Origin of the sequence: Streptomyces sp. NPDC001744 (assembly GCF_042892575.1) — a bacterium.
Lineage (GTDB): Bacteria > Actinomycetota > Actinomycetes > Streptomycetales > Streptomycetaceae > Streptomyces.
In genome coordinates, this window is the sequence record NZ_JBIAUG010000009.1 from 40,872 (window position 1) to 57,799 (window position 16,928).

General features: G+C 73.0%; 14 protein-coding genes. 11 read left to right on the plus strand and 3 right to left on the minus strand.

Going from position 1 to position 16,928, the window contains the following annotated elements:
* Nucleotides 1–9 precede the first annotated feature (9 nt).
* Genes ACFYZY_RS13285 through ACFYZY_RS13295 form a run of 3 tightly spaced genes read left to right on the plus strand, consistent with a single transcriptional unit; the run spans nt 10 to nt 3,106 of the window.
* A complete protein-coding gene (locus ACFYZY_RS13285; protein ID WP_388692953.1) occupies nt 10–1,161 on the plus strand; it encodes a Gfo/Idh/MocA family protein in 1,152 nt (383 codons plus the stop codon).
* Complete coding sequence (locus tag ACFYZY_RS13290; protein WP_388692955.1) at nt 1,158–2,306, plus strand: dihydrodipicolinate synthase family protein; 1,149 nt, start codon at nt 1,158–1,160, stop codon at nt 2,304–2,306. The genes ACFYZY_RS13285 and ACFYZY_RS13290 overlap by 4 nt, the downstream gene beginning before the upstream one ends.
* Nucleotides 2,307–2,332: 26 nt before the next feature.
* Complete coding sequence (locus ACFYZY_RS13295) at nt 2,333–3,106, plus strand: sugar phosphate isomerase/epimerase family protein (RefSeq protein WP_388693208.1); 774 nt, start codon at nt 2,333–2,335, stop codon at nt 3,104–3,106.
* Between the two features lie 38 nt (nt 3,107–3,144).
* Here ACFYZY_RS13295 and ACFYZY_RS13300 read toward each other — a convergent pair whose 3' ends face one another.
* Nucleotides 3,145–3,609 carry a DUF937 domain-containing protein gene (locus ACFYZY_RS13300; RefSeq protein WP_388692956.1) on the minus strand — a complete coding sequence of 155 codons (465 nt, stop codon included), beginning with the start codon at nt 3,607–3,609 and terminating at the stop codon, nt 3,145–3,147.
* 197 nt (nt 3,610–3,806) lie between these two features.
* Between ACFYZY_RS13300 and ACFYZY_RS13305 the strand changes: the two genes are divergently transcribed.
* From ACFYZY_RS13305 to ACFYZY_RS13320, 4 genes are all read left to right on the plus strand, one after another.
* Entirely contained in the window at nt 3,807–5,195 is a 1,389-nt protein-coding gene (locus ACFYZY_RS13305; RefSeq protein WP_388692957.1) for an AAA family ATPase, read from the plus strand.
* On the plus strand, nt 5,192–5,941 hold the full coding sequence (locus tag ACFYZY_RS13310) for an HNH endonuclease (protein WP_388692959.1): 750 nt from the start codon (nt 5,192–5,194) through the stop codon (nt 5,939–5,941). Before ACFYZY_RS13305 ends, ACFYZY_RS13310 begins: the two co-directional genes overlap by 4 nt.
* 68 nt (nt 5,942–6,009) lie before the next feature.
* Nucleotides 6,010–8,235: an ATP-dependent RecD-like DNA helicase gene (locus tag ACFYZY_RS13315; protein WP_388692961.1), complete on the plus strand. Its 2,226-nt coding sequence runs from the start codon at nt 6,010–6,012 to the stop codon at nt 8,233–8,235.
* A gap of 179 nt (nt 8,236–8,414) precedes the next feature.
* A complete protein-coding gene (locus tag ACFYZY_RS13320; protein WP_388692963.1) occupies nt 8,415–9,704 on the plus strand; it encodes a citrate synthase in 1,290 nt (429 codons plus the stop codon).
* 862 nt (nt 9,705–10,566) lie between these two features.
* Here the strand turns inward: ACFYZY_RS13320 and ACFYZY_RS13325 are convergent.
* Both ACFYZY_RS13325 and ACFYZY_RS13330 read right to left on the minus strand, forming a co-directional pair.
* Nucleotides 10,567–10,791 carry a heavy-metal-associated domain-containing protein gene (locus ACFYZY_RS13325; protein WP_388692965.1) on the minus strand — a complete coding sequence of 75 codons (225 nt, stop codon included), beginning with the start codon at nt 10,789–10,791 and terminating at the stop codon, nt 10,567–10,569.
* Nucleotides 10,792–10,948: 157 nt separating this feature from the next.
* Nucleotides 10,949–11,146, minus strand: coding sequence for a helix-turn-helix transcriptional regulator (locus tag ACFYZY_RS13330; protein ID WP_388692967.1), 198 nt, complete (start codon nt 11,144–11,146; stop codon nt 10,949–10,951).
* A gap of 482 nt (nt 11,147–11,628) precedes the next feature.
* On the opposite strand from ACFYZY_RS13330, the gene iolC reads away from it, so the two are divergent.
* The 4 genes from iolC to mmsA are packed head-to-tail and all read left to right on the plus strand — an operon-like array spanning nt 11,629 to nt 16,825.
* Nucleotides 11,629–12,582 carry a 5-dehydro-2-deoxygluconokinase gene (gene iolC, locus ACFYZY_RS13335; RefSeq protein ID WP_388693210.1) on the plus strand — a complete coding sequence of 318 codons (954 nt, stop codon included), beginning with the start codon at nt 11,629–11,631 and terminating at the stop codon, nt 12,580–12,582.
* A gap of 9 nt (nt 12,583–12,591) precedes the next feature.
* Nucleotides 12,592–13,449, plus strand: a complete 858-nt coding sequence (gene iolB / locus ACFYZY_RS13340; RefSeq protein WP_388692969.1) for a 5-deoxy-glucuronate isomerase — start codon at nt 12,592–12,594, stop codon at nt 13,447–13,449.
* Complete coding sequence (gene iolD / locus ACFYZY_RS13345; protein ID WP_388692970.1) at nt 13,446–15,299, plus strand: 3D-(3,5/4)-trihydroxycyclohexane-1,2-dione acylhydrolase (decyclizing); 1,854 nt, start codon at nt 13,446–13,448, stop codon at nt 15,297–15,299. Before iolB ends, iolD begins: the two co-directional genes overlap by 4 nt.
* Nucleotides 15,300–15,313: 14 nt before the next feature.
* Nucleotides 15,314–16,825 carry a CoA-acylating methylmalonate-semialdehyde dehydrogenase gene (mmsA, locus tag ACFYZY_RS13350; protein WP_388692972.1) on the plus strand — a complete coding sequence of 504 codons (1,512 nt, stop codon included), beginning with the start codon at nt 15,314–15,316 and terminating at the stop codon, nt 16,823–16,825.
* Nucleotides 16,826–16,928 lie beyond the last annotated feature (103 nt).

A 16,928-nucleotide genomic window follows, 5' to 3' on the forward strand; every position in this document is an offset into this window, starting at 1 on the left:
GAACGTTTCGTGACACGCAGGACAGTCCGCATCGCCATGAACGGCGTCACCGGACGGATGGGACACCGCCAGCACCTCGTCCGCTCGATCCTCGCCCTGCGCGAACAGGGCGGCCTCGACCTCGGCAACGGCGACGCCCTCTGGCCCGAGCCCGTCCTCGTCGGCCGCCGGGAGCACGCCCTGCGCGCCCTCGCCGAACGCCACGGCCTCACCGAGTGGTCCACCGACCTCGACGCCGTCCTCGCGGACGACACGATCGACGTCTACTTCGACGCCCAGGTCACCTCCGCCCGCGTCGACGCGCTCACCCGGGCCATCGCCGCCGGCAAGCACGTCTACACCGAGAAGCCCACCGCCGCCGACCTCGCCGGGGCCCTCGAACTCGCCCGTCTGGCACGGGAGAAGGGCATCAAGCACGGCGTCGTCCAGGACAAGCTCTTCCTCCCGGGCCTGCTCAAGCTCAAGCGCCTGATCGACGGCGGGTTCTTCGGCGAGATCCTGTCCGTGCGTGGCGAGTTCGGCTACTGGGTCTTCGAGGGCGACTGGCAGGACGCCCAGCGCCCCAGCTGGAACTACCGCGCCGAGGACGGCGGCGGCATCGTCGTCGACATGTTCCCGCACTGGGAGTACGTGCTCCACGAGCTCTTCGGCCGGGTCACCGCCGTCACCGCCCACGTCGCCACCCACGTCCCGCGCCGCTGGGACGAGCACGGAAAGCCCTACGCGGCCACCGCCGACGACGCCGCGTACGGCATCTTCCAGCTGGAGGGCGGCGCCGTCGCCCAGATCAACTCCTCCTGGGCCGTCCGCGTCCACCGCGACGAACTGGTGGAGTTCCAGGTGGACGGTACGCACGGCTCCGCCGTCGCCGGCCTGCGCGGCTGCCGCGTCCAGCACCGCTCGGCCACCCCGAAGCCCGTCTGGAACCCCGACATCCCCGTCACCGAACCCTTCCGCGACCAGTGGCAGGAAGTCCCCGACAACGCCGTGTTCGACAACGGCTTCAAGGCCCAGTGGGAACTCTTCCTGCGCCACGTGGTGCTCGACGAGCCGTACCGCTGGGACCTCCTCGCCGGCGCCCGCGGCGTCCAGCTCGCCGAACTGGGCCTGCGCTCCGCCGCCGAGGGCCGCCGCCTGGACGTCCCCGAGGTGACCCTGTGATCCGGCTCCCCGGAACCGGCGGCGGCGTACGGGAGTACGCGCCCCGCGCCGAACCGCTCGCGTTCGCCCCGGCCGCCCCGCCCGCCTCCCGTACGGTCTTCTCCGCCGCGCACGTCGTCGCCGACCCGTACGCCGACACCACTCCCGACGGCCCCGCCGCCGTCGACTGGGACGCCACCCTCGCCTTCCGCCGCCACCTCTGGTCCCACGGCCTCGGGGTCGCGGAGGCCATGGACACCGCCCAGCGCGGCATGGGCCTCGACTGGGCCGGGGCCGCCGAGCTGATCCGCCGCAGCGCCGCGGAGGCCCGCGCCGCCGGCGGACGGATCGCCTGCGGCGTCGGCACCGACCAGATCACCGGCGGCACCCCGGCCGAGATCCGCGCCGCCTACGAGGAACAGCTCGCGGTGGCCGAGGAGGCGGGCGCCCGGGCCGTCCTCATGGCCTCCCGCGCCCTCGCGGCCGCCGCGACCGGCCCCGACGACTACCTCGACGTCTACGGCCACCTCCTGCGCCAGGCGGGCGAGCCGGTGATCCTGCACTGGCTCGGCCCGATGTTCGACCCGGCCCTGGAGGGGTACTGGGGCTCGGCCGACCTGGACGAGGCCACGGAGACCTTCCTCGACGTGATCGCGGCCCACCCCGACAAGGTCGACGGCGTCAAGGTCTCCCTCCTCGACGCCCGGCGCGAGGTCGCGCTGCGCCGCCGCCTCCCGGAGGGCGTCCGCTGCTACACGGGCGACGACTTCCACTACCCGGAGCTGATCGAGGGAGACGACCAGGGCTTCAGCCACGCCCTGCTCGGCATCTTCGACCCCCTGGGCCCGCTGGCCGCGCAGGCGGTCCGCACCCTCGACACGGGCGACACGGCGGCCTTCCGGAAGCTCCTCGACCCCACGGTCGCGCTCTCCCGCCATCTTTTCCACCCGCCGACCCGCTTCTACAAGACGGGCGTCGTCCTCCTCGCCTGGCTCGCCGGCCACCAGGACCACTTCACGATGGTCGGCGGCCTGCAGTCCGCACGCTCCCTCCCGCACCTCGCGCGCGCGTACGAACTGGCCGACGGCCTCGGCCTGTTCCCCGACCCGTCCCTGGCGGAGTCCCGCATGAGGTCCCTCCTCACGGTCCACGGAGTCCCGCAGTGAACCTCGACCGGCTCAGCGTCAACCAGATGACGGTCAAGCAGCTCTCCCTGCCCGAACTGGTCGCGGAGTGCGTCCGGCTCGGCGTCCCGGGCGTCGGCCTCTGGCGCGAACCCGTCCGGGAGTACGGCGTGGAGGCGGCGGCCCGCCTCGTGCGGGAGGCGGGCCTGGAGGTCACCACCCTCTGCCGGGGCGGCTTCTTCACCTCGGACGGCTGGGAGGCGGCCAACCGCGCGGCGGTCGACGAGGCCGTGGCGCTCGGCACCGGCACCCTGGTCCTGGTCTCCGGCGGCCTGACCCCCGCCTTCCCGGACCTCCCCTCCGCCCGCGCCCGCATCGCCGAAGCGATCGGCGCGCTCGCCCCGTACGCGGCGGAACGGGGCGTGCGCCTCGCCATCGAGCCGCTGCACCCGATGTACGCCTCCGACCGCTGCGCCGTCTCCACCCTCGACCAGGCCCTGGACATCGCGGAACGGTTCCCCGCCGACCGGGTGGGCGTGGTGGTCGACACGTACCACCTCTGGTGGGACGACCGGGCCCCGGCGGCGGTGGAACGGGCGGGCGCGGCGGGCCGCCTCCACGCCTTCCAGCTCGCGGACTGGACGACCCCGCTGCCCGCCGGGGTCCTCAACGGCCGGGGCCGCCTGGGCACGGGCGCCATCGACCTCCGGGCCTGGGCCGGCCTGATGGAGCGGGCCGGGTACACGGGCCCGGTGGAGGTCGAACTCTTCAACGACGACCTGTGGGCCCGCGACGGGGTGGAGGTCCTGGAGGAGACGCTGGAGGACTTCCTGGCGGTCTGAGACCCCCGCCCGGGACCCGGCGGGGGCCCCGCCGCCGGTCATCCCTTCGTCCCGCCGCCCAGCGGGCAGCCGAGGCCGCCCGTCGCGCCGCGCTTCCCCGCGCGCCGGGTGAGGACCGCCAGGACGGCCGGGACGAGGAGTTCGACCGCGCGGTGCGCCGTGGCCGGCGGGATGCCGGTGCGTTTCGCGACGGCGTTCGCCGCCGGCTTCGCCAGCCTGGTGAGCACCCCGGCCATCAGGCCGCCGCTCATCAGCCCGCCGAGCGCGGCGACGCCCCGCAGGGGCGGCTCGGGCGAGGCCACCTCGTCCACGGCGGCGCGCACCTCGTCCGCGCTGCCGGGCTCGGCCGCGGCCCGCCGCAGTTCGCCGGACAGCTCCGCGACCGAGCCGCCCACGATCTCCTGCGCCCCGGCGGCGTCCGTACCGAGCAGCCCGGCGATCTCGTGGAGCCGGTCGGGACCGAGTTCGTTCAGGACGTCGTCCCGGAAGGTTCCGTCGCTCATGCGGACAACGCTATGCGGGACGCCGTGCGTCGGCACGCCGGGAAGGCGGGGACACCGGGCGGGACGGACCCGGAGACCCGGCGCGCACGCGCGGGCACGAGTGGCCCGTACCGCCTTCCGTAGAATCGGCCGCCCGGGTCGGCAGGCCGTCTCCTGCCCCGGTTCCGCCCCAGGACCGAGCGAACGGACGCGACTCCATGTACATCAGCAGGATCCACGTCGAGGACGTCAAGTCGTTCCACGGTTCTCGCACGGTCGACCTGACGCTGACCCGGCCCGACGGCAGCCATGCCGGCTGGACGGTGCTCGCGGGCCGCAACGGGTCGGGCAAGACGACCCTGCTGCGCGCGCTGGCCCTGGCCCTGAGCGGGCCGGTGGCCGCGCGCGGGCTCGTCCAGGGCTTCGAGAACTGGATTGCGCGGGGGGCGGAGGCGGGCAGCGCCGAGGCCGAGATCGTGAGGGACGAGAAGTTCGACAAGTTCACCGCCGGAGGGAGGACCGTCAACCGGTTCTGGACCGGCCTCCGGTGGACCGCACCGGGCGAAACCGGCGGTGGTCGCCGGGGCACGCAACCCGCGCTGGACGAGATCCGGTACGGAAAGGCGCGGCCGACCAGTGCCACCCCGGCCCGGCGCGGCCCGTGGGCCGACAACCCCGCGGGCTGGTTCTGTGCCGCGTACGGGCCGTTCCGGCGTATGGCCGGCGGCTCCGGAGACGTGCAGCGGCTGATGCTGGCCTCCGGTCCGGTCGCCCGCCAGGCCAGCCTGTTCCACGAGGACGCCTCGCTGGCCGAGGGCGTCGCCTGGCTGATCGAGCAGCACCTGCGCGCGCTGGAGGGCAAGGAGGGCGCCGAAGCCCTGAAGAGAGTGGCTCTGTCCATCCTGGGTGACGGGCTCCTGCCGGACGGATACCGCGTGGACGACGTGGATTCCGAAGGACTCTGGGTCACCCGCGACGGACAGCGCTTTCCCCTGCGGGAGATGAGCGACGGCTTCCGTACGGTCGCCTCCCTCGTCGTCGACCTGCTCAAGCAGATCCACGACGCCTTCGGCGACGCGGCGTTCTCCGGGGACGGCGAGGGCCCCCGGCCGATCCGCGTTCCCGGAGTCGTGATCATCGACGAGATCGACGCCCACCTCCACGTCACCTGGCAGCGTCGCATCGGCCCGTGGCTGACCTCGCGCTTCCCCCGCATCCAGTTCATCGTCACCACGCACAGCCCGTACATCTGCCAGGCGGCCGATCCCGGCGGCCTGGTCCGTCTCCCCGGGGTCGACGAGGAGGCGGCGCCGGAAGTGGTGACGGAGGACCTGTACGAAAGGGTGGTCTTCGGCAGCGGGGACGACGCGGTCCTCTCGGAGCTGTTCGGCCTGGACACGCCGTACTCCGAACGGGCCGAACGGCTCCGGGCCGAATTCGTGGAGCTGGAGGCGAGCGTCTACGACGGCGACACGTCGGCGAGGACCCTCACCCGCTACAAGGAGCTGAAGAGCAGGCTCACCAGTTCGCCGACGGCCCGCCTCGACGAGATGTCCGCCCATCTCCGGCGGCTCTCCGACGAGATCGCGGACGGCGGGGCGGAATGATCCGGCTCCGGCGTGCCGCGCTGCCGCGGGGGACGGTGACGAAGCTGGAGGAGTACACCGGAGAGATCGCGAGGCAGACCACGGAGAAGGCCCGGAAGACCAGGGCCAGGGAACTCTGGGGCGCCCGGCGGAGCGTGCGCCCCGCGCTTCTCGACGCCCTGTCCGAGATGGCCCCCGGCCACGCCCGCTGCATGTACTGCGGTGACAGCCAGGGCACGGACATCGACCACTTCGACCCGAAGAGCCGTACCCCGCTCCGGACCTTCGACTGGCTCAACCACCTGCTCGCCTGCTCGTACTGCAACAGCAACCAGAAGCGGAGCCTGTTCCCGACCGACGGCGACGGCGCCCCGCTCCTGGTCGACCCGACCCTGCGGGAGCCGCTGGACCATCTGCGCCTGGTGCTCCCCCTCGGGGAGTACAGGGCGAGGACGCCGCAGGGCCAGGCGTGCATCGACGTGTTCGGCCTGAACCGCAGGCCGGTCCTGGTCAAGGGACGCGTGGACGCCTACGCGACGGCCCGGCACTCCCTGGAGCTGTGGCGCATCGCCACGGACAGGGGGCAGCACGACAAGGCGGGGGAGATCGTCCGGGTCTCCTGGAACCGGCCCCTCGCCGACGTGCTCGTCGCGATGTTCCACCAGTCCGGGCTTCCCGCGGCCGGGGCGCTCTTCGCCGGAGAGGAAGACGTCCTGGCGCTCCTGAACGACCCGGAACTCCGGAAGGGCTTCCTGCGGGAGCCGTGACCCCGCCCGCCGTCCGAGGGGCCCCCGCCGCCGCCCGCACTGTCCGTCCCCTTCGCTACGGTCGTCGCATGTCCAACGAAGGCCGCGGTCCGGCAGTGGTCGAAGGGGTCCTGGAGCGGATCACCTACGCCAACGAGGAGACGGGGTACACGGTCGCCCGGGTCGACACCGGGCGCGGCGCCGGGGACCTCCTCACGGTCGTCGGCGCGCTGCTCGGCGCCCAGCCGGGGGAGTCGCTGCGGATGGAGGGCCGCTGGGGGTCCCACCCGCAGTACGGCAAGCAGTTCACCGTCGAGAACTACACGACCGTCCTGCCCGCCACCGTCCAGGGCATCCGCCGCTACCTCGGCTCCGGCCTGGTCAAGGGCATCGGCCCCGTCTTCGCCGACCGCATCACCCGGCACTTCGGGCTCGACACCCTCGACATCCTCGAAGAGGCCCCGGGCCGCCTCATCGAGGTCCCGGGCCTCGGCCCCAAGCGGACCAGGAACATCACCGCGGCCTGGGAGGAGCAGAAGGCGATCAAGGAGGTGATGGTCTTCCTCCAGGAGGTCGGCGTCTCCACCTCCGTCGCGGTGCGGATCTACAAGCAGTACGGGGACGCCTCGATCTCCGTCGTGAGGAACCGGCCGTACCGGCTCGCCGCCGACGTGTGGGGCATCGGCTTCCTCACCGCCGACCGGATCGCGCAGGCCGTCGGCATCCCGCACGACAGTCCCGACCGGGTGAAGGCCGGCCTCCAGTACGCCCTGTCGCAGTCCGGCGACCAGGGGCACTGCTTCCTGCCCGAGGAGCGGCTGATCGCCGACTCGGTGAAGCTCCTCCAGGTCGACACCGGGCTGGTCATCGAGTGCCTGGGCGAGCTGGCCGAGGACCCCGAGGGGGTCGTGCGGGAGACCGTGCCCGGCCCCGAGGGGACGCCCGTCACCGCCGTGTACCTGATCCCCTTCCACCGGGCCGAGCTGTCCCTCGCCGGGCAGCTCCGGCGGCTGCTGCGGGCCGAGGAGGACCGGATGCCCGCCTTCCGGGACGTGCCCTGGGACAAGGCCCTGGCCTGGCTCGCGACCCGTACCGGGGCCTCGCTCGCGCCCGAGCAGGAGGAGGCCGTACGGCTCGCCCTGACCCGCAAGGTCGCGGTCCTGACCGGCGGCCCCGGCTGCGGCAAGTCCTTCACGGTCCGCTCCATCGTGGAGCTGGCCCGCGCCAAGAAGGCCAAGGTGGTGCTCGCCGCGCCCACCGGGCGGGCCGCCAAGCGGCTCGCGGAGCTGACCGGCGCCGAGGCGTCCACCGTCCACCGGCTCCTGGAGCTCAAGCCCGGCGGGGACGCCGCCTACGACCGGGACCGGCCCCTGGACGCGGACCTGGTCGTCGTGGACGAGGCGTCCATGCTCGACCTGCTCCTGGCGAACAAGCTGGTCAAGGCGGTGGCCCCGGGCGCCCACCTGCTGCTCGTGGGGGACGTGGACCAGCTCCCCTCGGTCGGCGCGGGCGAGGTCCTGGGCGACCTGCTCGCCCCCGGCAGTCCCGTGCCGGCCGTCCGGCTGACCCGGATCTTCCGGCAGGCCCAGCAGTCCGGCGTGGTCACCAACGCGCACCGGATCAACTCCGGCACGCCCCCGCGCACCGAGGGCCTGCCCGACTTCTTCCTCTTCGCGGAGGAGGAGACCGAGGACGCGGCCCGGGTCGCCGTGGAGGTCGCGGCCCGCCGCATCCCGGCCAGGTTCGGCCTCGACCCCCGCCGGGACGTGCAGGTCCTCGCCCCCATGCACCGGGGCCCGGCGGGCGCGGGCGCGCTCAACGGCCTCCTCCAGCAGGCCATCACCCCGGCCCGCCCCGACCTCCCGGAGAAGCGGTTCGGCGGCCGTGTCTTCCGCGTCGGCGACAAGGTCACCCAGATCAGGAACAACTACGACAAGGGGGAGAACGGGGTCTTCAACGGCACCGTCGGCGTCGTCACCGCCCTGGACCCCGTCGAGCAGCGCCTGACCGTGCGGACGGACGAGGACGAGGAGGTGCCGTACGACTTCGACGAGCTGGACGAGCTGGCCCACGCGTACGCGGTCACCATCCACCGCTCGCAGGGCAGCGAGTACCCGGCGGTGGTGATCCCGGTCACCACGAGCGCCTGGATGATGCTCCAGCGGAACCTGCTCTACACGGCCGTCACCCGGGCCCGGAAGCTGGTCGTCCTCGTCGGGTCCCGCCGGGCGATCGCCCAGGCGGTGCGCACGGTCTCGGCGGGCCGCCGCTTTACCGCACTCGCCCACCGGCTCACAGGACCCGCCCTCGTGTGAAAGATCACGGAGGGGTACCGGAACCGGGGCGAACGGGGCAGGATGTGAAGGTTGGCGGCACTGAGTGCCGCCGATTGGCCCAATGGTCGACCCCGAGTGCACTCTCCTGAGCCAAATGGGGGATGGTAGAGACAGTCAGGGCACCTCGAAGAAGAGGCACTACGTCGGTGAGGGATGACGTGAGCGACAACTCTGTAGTACTGCGGTACGCGGACGGTGAATACACCTACCCGGTGGTCGAGAGCACCGTCGGCGACAAGGGCTTCGACATCGGAAAACTCCGGGCCCAGACCGGACTGGTCACCCTCGACAGCGGATACGGCAACACCGCCGCCTACAAATCCGCGATCACCTACCTCGACGGTGAGCAGGGCATCCTGCGGTACCGCGGCTACCCCATCGAACAGCTGGCCGAGCGCTCCACCTTCCTCGAGGTGGCGTACCTGCTGATCAACGGTGAGCTGCCCAAGGTCGACGAGCTGGCGACCTTCAAGAACGAGATCACGCAGCACACGCTGGTCCACGAGGACGTCAAGAACTTCTTCCGCGGCTTCCCGCGGGACGCCCACCCGATGGCGATGCTGTCCTCGGTGGTCTCCGCGCTGTCCACCTTCTACCAGGACAGCCACAACCCGTTCGACGAGGAGCAGCGCCACCTCTCCACGATCCGGCTGCTGGCCAAGCTGCCGACGATCGCGGCGTACGCGTACAAGAAGTCGATCGGTCACCCGTTCGTCTACCCGCGCAACGACCTCGGGTACGTCGAGAACTTCCTGCGCATGACCTTCTCGGTCCCGGCGCAGGAGTACGAGCTCGACCCGGTCGTCGTCTCGGCGCTCGACAAGCTGCTCATCCTGCACGCGGACCACGAGCAGAACTGTTCGACCTCCACCGTGCGCCTGGTCGGCTCGTCGCAGGCGAACATGTTCGCCTCGATCTCCGCCGGGATCTCGGCCCTCTGGGGCCCCCTGCACGGCGGCGCCAACCAGTCGGTCCTGGAGATGCTGGAAGGCATCAAGGCCAACGGCGGCGACGTCGACTCCTTCATCCGCAAGGTGAAGAACAAGGAGGACGGCGTCCGCCTGATGGGCTTCGGCCACCGGGTGTACAAGTCCTTCGACCCCCGCGCCAAGATCATCAAGGCGGCGGCGCACGACGTCCTCTCGGCGCTCGGCAAGTCCGACGAGCTGCTGGACATCGCGCTCAAGCTGGAGGAGCACGCGCTCTCCGACGAGTACTTCGTCTCGCGCAACCTCTACCCGAACGTGGACTTCTACACGGGCCTGATCTACCGCGCCATGGGCTTCCCGACCGAGATGTTCACCGTGCTCTTCGCGCTCGGCCGCCTTCCCGGCTGGATCGCCCAGTGGCACGAGATGATCAAGGAGCCGGGTTCCCGCATCGGCCGCCCGCGCCAGATCTACACGGGCGAGGTCCTGCGCGACTTCGTGCCGGTCGAGGGCCGCTAGGGCGCGTGTCGAAAGTCCCGTCCGCCCGGCGGCGCCCGGCACGCACTCCCCCGTGGCCCTTCGGGCACGGGGGTGCCCCCGGCGGCGTTGTCGGGCTCGCCCCGATACATCCGGTATCGGGGCGACCCTCCGCCGTGCGCTCGCACGCACCGGACACCGCCGGGCCCGCCCTCCGGGCGGACGACGCCCCTTTCGACACGCGCCCTGGTCCGGCGGTCTCCGGTAGTCCGGTGGCACCGGCCGTCCGGTAGTCCCGGCAGCCTCGCGGAAGCGAAAGAGAAAGCGCCCCGCCGCCGATCCCCCCACGGGTCGGCGAGCGGGGCGCTTTCCATATCCCCGGTGCGGATTCCCCCCACGGGATCCGGGCCGGGCGTCTGCCGGCGTCGGCCGGAGGCCGCGCGGTCGGGCGCGACGCGGTCCGCCGGGGTACGTACGGGAGGGCCGCTCAAAGCTCCCCGGTGCACGTGCCCCGGCCGACGCTTGCCTGGAACGTCCCCCAAGACATCCCACGAACGTCCCCCAAGACGTTCTTCGGCGTCGTCCACTTAGACCCACGAACAGCCCAGATGGTTACCCCACAATATCTGTGATCTAGATCTCGGTGTGAAGGTTCTGTGCGTCACGCCGAGGTGAATTCACGTGAACCGCCGGGGTCGCGGGCCGCCGGACGCGACGAAGGCGGACGAAAGGGTCGTCGCGCCCCGCGCCCGTCGGGGGCGGGCGATCCGCCGCCGGTGCGGTGGCGGGCGTGGGCCTCGGGGCGCCTCCCCCGGGAGCCCCTACGGGAACCTGAGGGCCCCTACGGGAACGGGGTCGTACCCGGACGACGGTACGACCCCGCGCGGCATGCCCGTCCGGACGGTCAGACCAGCTCGTAACCGGCCTCGTCCACGGCGGCGCCCACGGCCTCGCGGTCGAGCGGCGCGCCGGAGACGACGGTGACCTCGCCGGTCGCGGCGACGGCCGTGACGGAGGTGACGCCGGGGAGGGCGGAGATCTCGGCGGAGACGGCGCCCTCGCAGTGCCCGCAGGTCATGCCCTTGACCCGGTAGACGGTGGTGACTTCGTTCTTCGTCTCTGCGGTCATGGCGCTGCTCCTTCTGGGGGTTCGGGCCGTACCGGATCAGGTTATACCCCTAGGGGGTATGAATTCCACTCGGGACGGTTCCTGTCGCGCGGAAGATCCGCCGCCGGGGTGCCGGGCCCCGAGGGGGCGCGGGACCCCGGCACCGGGCGGGACGGGATCAGTCGCGCCGGGCCCGGTTGCCCGGACGGCTCGCCACCCAGGCGCGGATCGTGCCCGCGTACCAGAAGGGCCTGCCCGACTCGACGTGGTCGGGCGGCGGGAGCAGCCCGTGCTTCCGGTAGGAGCGGACCGTGTCCGGCCGCACCTGGATGTGCGCCGCGATGTCCTTGTACGACCAGAGTCTTCTGTCCGTCATGCCTGGAGCCTCCCTGCGCACCGCGCAGCGGCGGCGGGGTGCCGTTCGGGGGCGCTGCGGGCGGGCGTCGGTGATCACAGGCCCCCTGCCCCTCGCGGCGGCCCCTTCAGACGGGAGGGGAGCGGTTGTCGAGCACCCGTGACGGGAAACCCGCGCAACGGAGACACGGGTGACGGAAGGGAGAGGAACGTGACAGAAGGGGAGCGGTACGACTCCGGCGTGTCCGCGTGTGCCGTCACGGTCCGGGAGGGTATGCGCCGGCGGTGCGGACGCGTCGGCGGTACGTACGCGCCGTCCGGGGGAGCCCGCGCGCCGGGGAGCGGGAGGGGCGCCGGGCGTGGCGCGATCGGTCCGGTCGTCCGGATGTCCGAACATGTCGTTGACACGCCTCCCGGTGGACGGTTAGACCGGACGGTCGGACCTGGGGCGGGCCCGAGGGCGGAAGGTGACGCGTGGAGACCGAACCGTACGACCTGATCACCATGGGGCGCCTCGGCGTGGACCTGTACCCGCTCCAGGCGGGGGTCGGGCTCGACCGGGTCGAGACCTTCGGCAGGTTCCTCGGCGGCTCCCCGGCCAACGTCGCCGTCGCCGCCGCCCGACTCGGCCGCCGCGTCGCGCTCGTCTCCCGCACCGGCGCCGACCCCTTCGGCGCCTTCCTGCGCCGGGCGCTCGGGGAGTTCGGCGTGGACGCCCGCTGGGTGACCGAGGTCGCCGCGTACCCCACCCCCCTCACCTTCTGCGAGGTCTTCCCGCCCGACGACTTCCCCCTCCACTTCTACCGGCTGCCCAAGGCCCCGGACCTGGAGATCCACCCGCACGAACTGGACCTCGACGCGATCCGGGCCGCCCGGGTCTTCTGGGCCACCGGCACCGGCCTGTGCGCCGAGCCGAGCCGCACCGCGACCCTGGAGGCCCTGCGGGCCAGGTCCGGCCGGGGGACGACCGTCCTCGACCTGGACTGGCGGCCGGTGTTCTGGACCGACCCGGCGGAGGCCCGCCCGTACTACGCCGAGGCCCTGCGCCACGCCACCGTCGCCGTCGGCAACCTCGACGAGTGCGAGGTCGCCACGGGGGAGCGGGACCCGGAGGCCGCCGCCCGCGCCCTGCTCGCCTCCCCCGGCGGCACCGTCCGGCTGGCCGTCGTCAAACGGGGCCCGAAGGGCGTCCTCGCGCTCGCCGCCGACGGGACCCGCGCCGAGGTGCCGCCGCTGCCGGTGGAGGTCGTCAACGGCCTGGGGGCGGGCGACGCGTTCGGCGGGGCGCTCGTCGACGGCCTCCTCGCCGGCGGGGACCTGGAACGGACCCTGCGCCGCGCCAACGCCGCCGGGGCGATCGTCGCGGGCCGGCTGGCCTGTTCCTCCGCGATGCCGGACCCGGCGGAGATCACGGAGGCGCTGGCCCGGGGCACGGGCACGATCCCGGAGAAGGGGTAGGGGAGAGGGATGTCCGGCACGAACCCGCACCCCGAGCGCCCCTCCACCCCGGAGGGGCCCGCCGCCCTCCACCTCCCCGCCGGGACCGCCGCCCGGGGCCCGTACTCGGTGGACATCGACCCCGGGCGCGCCGGATGGACGTACTCCGCGCTCCGGGTCCTCGTCCTCGGACCGGGGGAGACCCACTCCTTCGGGAGCGGGGATTCCGAATGGACGGTGCTTCCCCTCGCCGGTGCCTGTAGCGTGCGCGTCGACGGGGAGACCTTCGAACTCCGGGGCCGCGCGGGCGTGTTCGACGGGGCGAGCGATTTCGCCTACGTACCGCGTGACGCCCACGCCCAGATCGCCTCCGGCGCGGGAGGCCGCTTCGCTTTGGCAGGAGCGAAGTGCGAGCGACGACTCCCCGCCCGCTACGGCCCCGCGCCGGAGGTTCCCGTCGAGACCCGGGGCAGCGGCAACCGCGCCCGCGAGGTGCGGAACTTCGCCTCCGCCGACGCCTTCGCCTGCGACCGGCTCATCGCCGTCGAGGTCGTCACTCCCGGCGGCAACTGGTCCTCCTATCCGCCGCACAAGCACGACGAGTACCGCCCCGGCGCCGAGTCGGTCCTGGAGGAGATCTACTACTACGAGGTCGCCGGCCCGCACGGCCTGGCCTACCAGCGGATCACCCCCTCCCGGCCCGGCGGCGCGGACCTGCTCGCCGAGGTCCGCGACGGCGACGCCGTCCTCGTCCCCGACGGCTGGCACGGCCCCTCGGTCGCCCAGCCGGGCCACGACCTCTACTACCTCAACGTCATGGCGGGTCCCGGGCCCGAACGGGAGTGGAAGATCCGCTTCCACCCGGAGCACCCGGAGGGGTACGCATGAGACTCACCGTCGCCCAGGCCCTCGTCCGCTTCCTCGCCGCCCAGTACGCGGAACGCGACGGCGAACGGCACCGCCTGATCGCCGCCACCTGGGGCGTCTTCGGCCACGGCAACGTGGCCGGGATCGGCCAGGCCCTGGTCGAGGACGCCCCGCGCATGCCCTTCCACCAGGGCCGCAACGAGCAGGCCATGGTGCACGCCGCCGTCGGCTACGCCCGGCAGACCAACCGGCTCTCCGCGCACGCCGTCACCACCTCCATCGGCCCCGGCGCCACCAACCTCGTCACCGGCGCCGCCCTCGCCACGATCAACCACCTGCCGGTCCTGCTCCTCCCCGGCGACACCTTCGCCGGCCGCCCCGCCGACCCCGTCCTCCAGCAGCTGCAACTTCCCCGCGCGGGGGACGTGTCGGTCAACGACTGCCTGCGCCCCGTCTCGGTGTACTTCGACCGGATCACCCGCCCCGAGGCCCTGGTCCCGGCCGCCCTCGAAGCCGTACGGGTCCTGGCCGACCCCGCCGCGACCGGCGCCGTGACCCTCGCCCTGCCCCAGGACGTCCAGGCGGAGGCGTACGACTGGCCCGAGGAGTTCTTCGCCGACCGGACCTGGCACGTCCGCCGCCCCCGCCCCGACACGGCCGAACTCGACGCGGCCGCACGGGCGGTGAGGTCCGCCGTCCGCCCGCTGGTCGTCGCGGGCGGCGGGGTCCGGTTCAGCGGCGCCGAGGACGCCCTGCGCGCCTTCGCCGAAAGCACCGGCATCCCCGTCGTCACCACCCAGGCCGGCAAGGGAGTCCTGCCGTACGACCACCGCTGCGAGGCCGGCGGCGTCGGCCACACGGGCAGCTCCACCGGCAACGCCCTGGCCCGCACCAGCGACCTGGTCATCGGCGTCGGCACCCGCTACACCGACTTCACCACCGCCTCCGGCACCCTCTTCCCGGCGGACACCCGCTTCCTCAACCTCAACATCACCGCCTTCGACGCCCACAAGCAGAACGCGCTGCCGCTCGTCGCCGACGCCCGCGAGGGCCTGACCGCCCTCACCGGGGCGCTCGGCGGCCACCGGCAGGACGCGGCGCAGTGGATCTTCTCCAAGCGGGAGTGGCAGGAGCACGTCGACGCCGCCTACGCCGTCCCCGACGAGGACGCCCGCCCCACCCAGACCCAGGTCCTCGGCGTGCTCGACACCCTGGTGGACGGGAGCGACATCCTGGTCAACGCCGCCGGCTCGCTCCCCGGCGACCTCCACCGGCTGTGGCGGACCCGGTCGTCCGACCAGTACCACGTCGAGTACGGCTACTCCTGCATGGGATACGAGATCCCCGCCGCGATCGGCGTCCTCCTCGCCGCCCCCGGCCGGCCCGTCTGGGCGCTCGTCGGCGACGGGACGTACCTGATGAACCCCACCGAGATCGTCACCGCCGTGCAGGAACGCCTCCCGCTGAGGCTGGTCGTCCTCCAGAACCACGGCTACGCCTCCATCGGCGGCCTCTCGGAGGCGGTCGGCGCCGAGCGGTACGGCACCGACTACCGGTACCGGGACGCGGACGGCGGCTTCACCGGACCGCCGCTCCCCGTCGACCTCGGCGCCAACGCGGCCTCCCTCGGCATGCGGGTGCTGCGCCCCCGCACCGTGCGTGACCTGCGGCAAGCCCTCGCGGACGCGCGGGCCGCGACGGTCCCCACATGTGTCTACGTCGAGACCGAAACGGCAGACACAGTGTCGGGCCCGCCCTCCGCCCGGGCGTGGTGGGATGTGCCCGTGGCCGAGACCTCGACCCGCCCGTCGGCGGTCAAGGCCCGGGAGGAGTACGACCGGCACGCCGCCGCCCGGCGCCGCCATCTCTGAAGGAGCATCTCGTCATGACGCACACCGTCAAGACCGTCGGCCACTGGATCGGCGGCAAGACCGTCGAGGGCACGTCGGGCAACTGGGGGCCGGTCACCGACCCGGCCACCGGCGCCGTGACCACCCGGGTCGCGCTCGCCTCCGTCGAGGAGACCGACGCGGCGGTGGCCGCCGCCAAGGCCGCCTTCGCCACCTGGGGCACCTCCTCCCTGGCCCAGCGCACCACGATCCTCTTCAGGTTCCGCGCGCTGCTCGACGCCCACCGCGACGACATCGCCGACCTGATCGTCGCCGAGCACGGCAAGGTGCACTCGGACGCGCTCGGCGAGGTCGCCCGCGGCCTGGAGATCGTCGACCTGGCCTGCGGCATCACCACCCAGCTCAAGGGCGAGCTCTCCACGCAGGTGTCGAACCGCGTGGACGTGGCGTCGATCCGCCAGCCCGTCGGCGTCGTCGCCGGCATCACGCCCTTCAACTTCCCGGCCATGGTGCCGATGTGGATGTTCCCGATCGCCATCGCGACCGGCAACACCTTCGTCCTCAAGCCGAGCGAGAAGGACCCCTCCCCGTCCCTGAGGATCGCGGAACTCCTCGCCGAGGCGGGCCTCCCGGACGGCGTCTTCAACGTCCTGCAGGGCGACAGGACGGCCGTGGACCGGCTCCTGGAGCACCCGGACGTCTCCGCCGTCTCCTTCGTCGGCTCGACCCCGATCGCCCGGCACATCCACACCACCGCCTCCGCCAACGGCAAGCGCGTCCAGGCGCTCGGCGGCGCGAAGAACCACATGCTGGTCCTCCCGGACGCCGACCTCGACGCGGCGGCCGACGCGGCCGTCTCGGCGGCGTACGGCTCCGCCGGCGAGCGCTGCATGGCCATCTCGGCGGTCGTCGCCGTCGGCTCCGTCGGCGACGAACTGGTCGAGAAGATCCGCGAGCGCGCCGAGAAGATCAAGATCGGTCCCGGCACCGACCCGGCCTCCGAGATGGGCCCGCTCATCACGGCCGCCCACCGCGACAAGGTGGCCTCCTACGTCCGGGGCGCGGCGGACGAGGGCTGCGAGGTCGTCCTCGACGGCACCGGGTACACCGTCGAGGGCCACGAGGACGGCCACTGGATCGGCCTGTCCCTCCTGGACCACGTGCCGACCACGGCCAAGGCGTACCGGGACGAGATCTTCGGCCCGGTGCTCTGCGTGCTGCGCGCCGGGACGTACGAGGAGGGCCTCGCCCTCATCAACGCCTCGCCGTTCGGCAACGGCACCGCGATCTTCACCCGCGACGGCGGCGCGGCCCGCCGCTTCCAGCTGGAGGTCGAGGCCGGCATGGTCGGCGTCAACGTCCCGATCCCGGTGCCGGTGGGCTACCACTCCTTCGGCGGCTGGAAGGACTCGCTCTTCGGCGACCACCACGTCTACGGCAACGACGGCGTGCACTTCTACACCCGCGGCAAGGTCGTCACCACCCGCTGGCCCGACCCCTCCGAGGCCCCGACCGGCGTCGACCTGGGCTTCCCGCGCAACCACTGACGACGCGGACGGGCGACGGCCCCGGGGCGCACCACGTCCCGGGGCCGTCGCCGTACCGCGGCCCTTCCACGGACCTACGACCAGGAAGCCGCCAGGGGCGCAC

What these genes read in the sequence shown, in the direction of transcription:
- ACFYZY_RS13295 (WP_388693208.1), top strand. Translation starts at nt 2,333, where the DNA reads ATGACGGTCAAGCAGCTCTCCCTGCCCGAACTGGTCGCGGAGTGCGTC.
- ACFYZY_RS13300 (WP_388692956.1), bottom strand. Translation starts at nt 3,609, where the DNA reads ATGAGCGACGGAACCTTCCGGGACGACGTCCTGAACGAACTCGGTCCC.
- ACFYZY_RS13305 (WP_388692957.1), top strand. Translation starts at nt 3,807, where the DNA reads ATGTACATCAGCAGGATCCACGTCGAGGACGTCAAGTCGTTCCACGGT.
- ACFYZY_RS13310 (WP_388692959.1), top strand. Translation starts at nt 5,192, where the DNA reads ATGATCCGGCTCCGGCGTGCCGCGCTGCCGCGGGGGACGGTGACGAAG.
- ACFYZY_RS13315 (WP_388692961.1), top strand. Translation starts at nt 6,010, where the DNA reads ATGTCCAACGAAGGCCGCGGTCCGGCAGTGGTCGAAGGGGTCCTGGAG.
- ACFYZY_RS13325 (WP_388692965.1), bottom strand. Translation starts at nt 10,791, where the DNA reads ATGACCGCAGAGACGAAGAACGAAGTCACCACCGTCTACCGGGTCAAG.
- ACFYZY_RS13330 (WP_388692967.1), bottom strand. Translation starts at nt 11,146, where the DNA reads ATGACGGACAGAAGACTCTGGTCGTACAAGGACATCGCGGCGCACATC.
- iolC (WP_388693210.1), top strand. Translation starts at nt 11,629, where the DNA reads ATGGGGCGCCTCGGCGTGGACCTGTACCCGCTCCAGGCGGGGGTCGGG.
- iolB (WP_388692969.1), top strand. Translation starts at nt 12,592, where the DNA reads ATGTCCGGCACGAACCCGCACCCCGAGCGCCCCTCCACCCCGGAGGGG.
- iolD (WP_388692970.1), top strand. Translation starts at nt 13,446, where the DNA reads ATGAGACTCACCGTCGCCCAGGCCCTCGTCCGCTTCCTCGCCGCCCAG.
- mmsA (WP_388692972.1), top strand. Translation starts at nt 15,314, where the DNA reads ATGACGCACACCGTCAAGACCGTCGGCCACTGGATCGGCGGCAAGACC.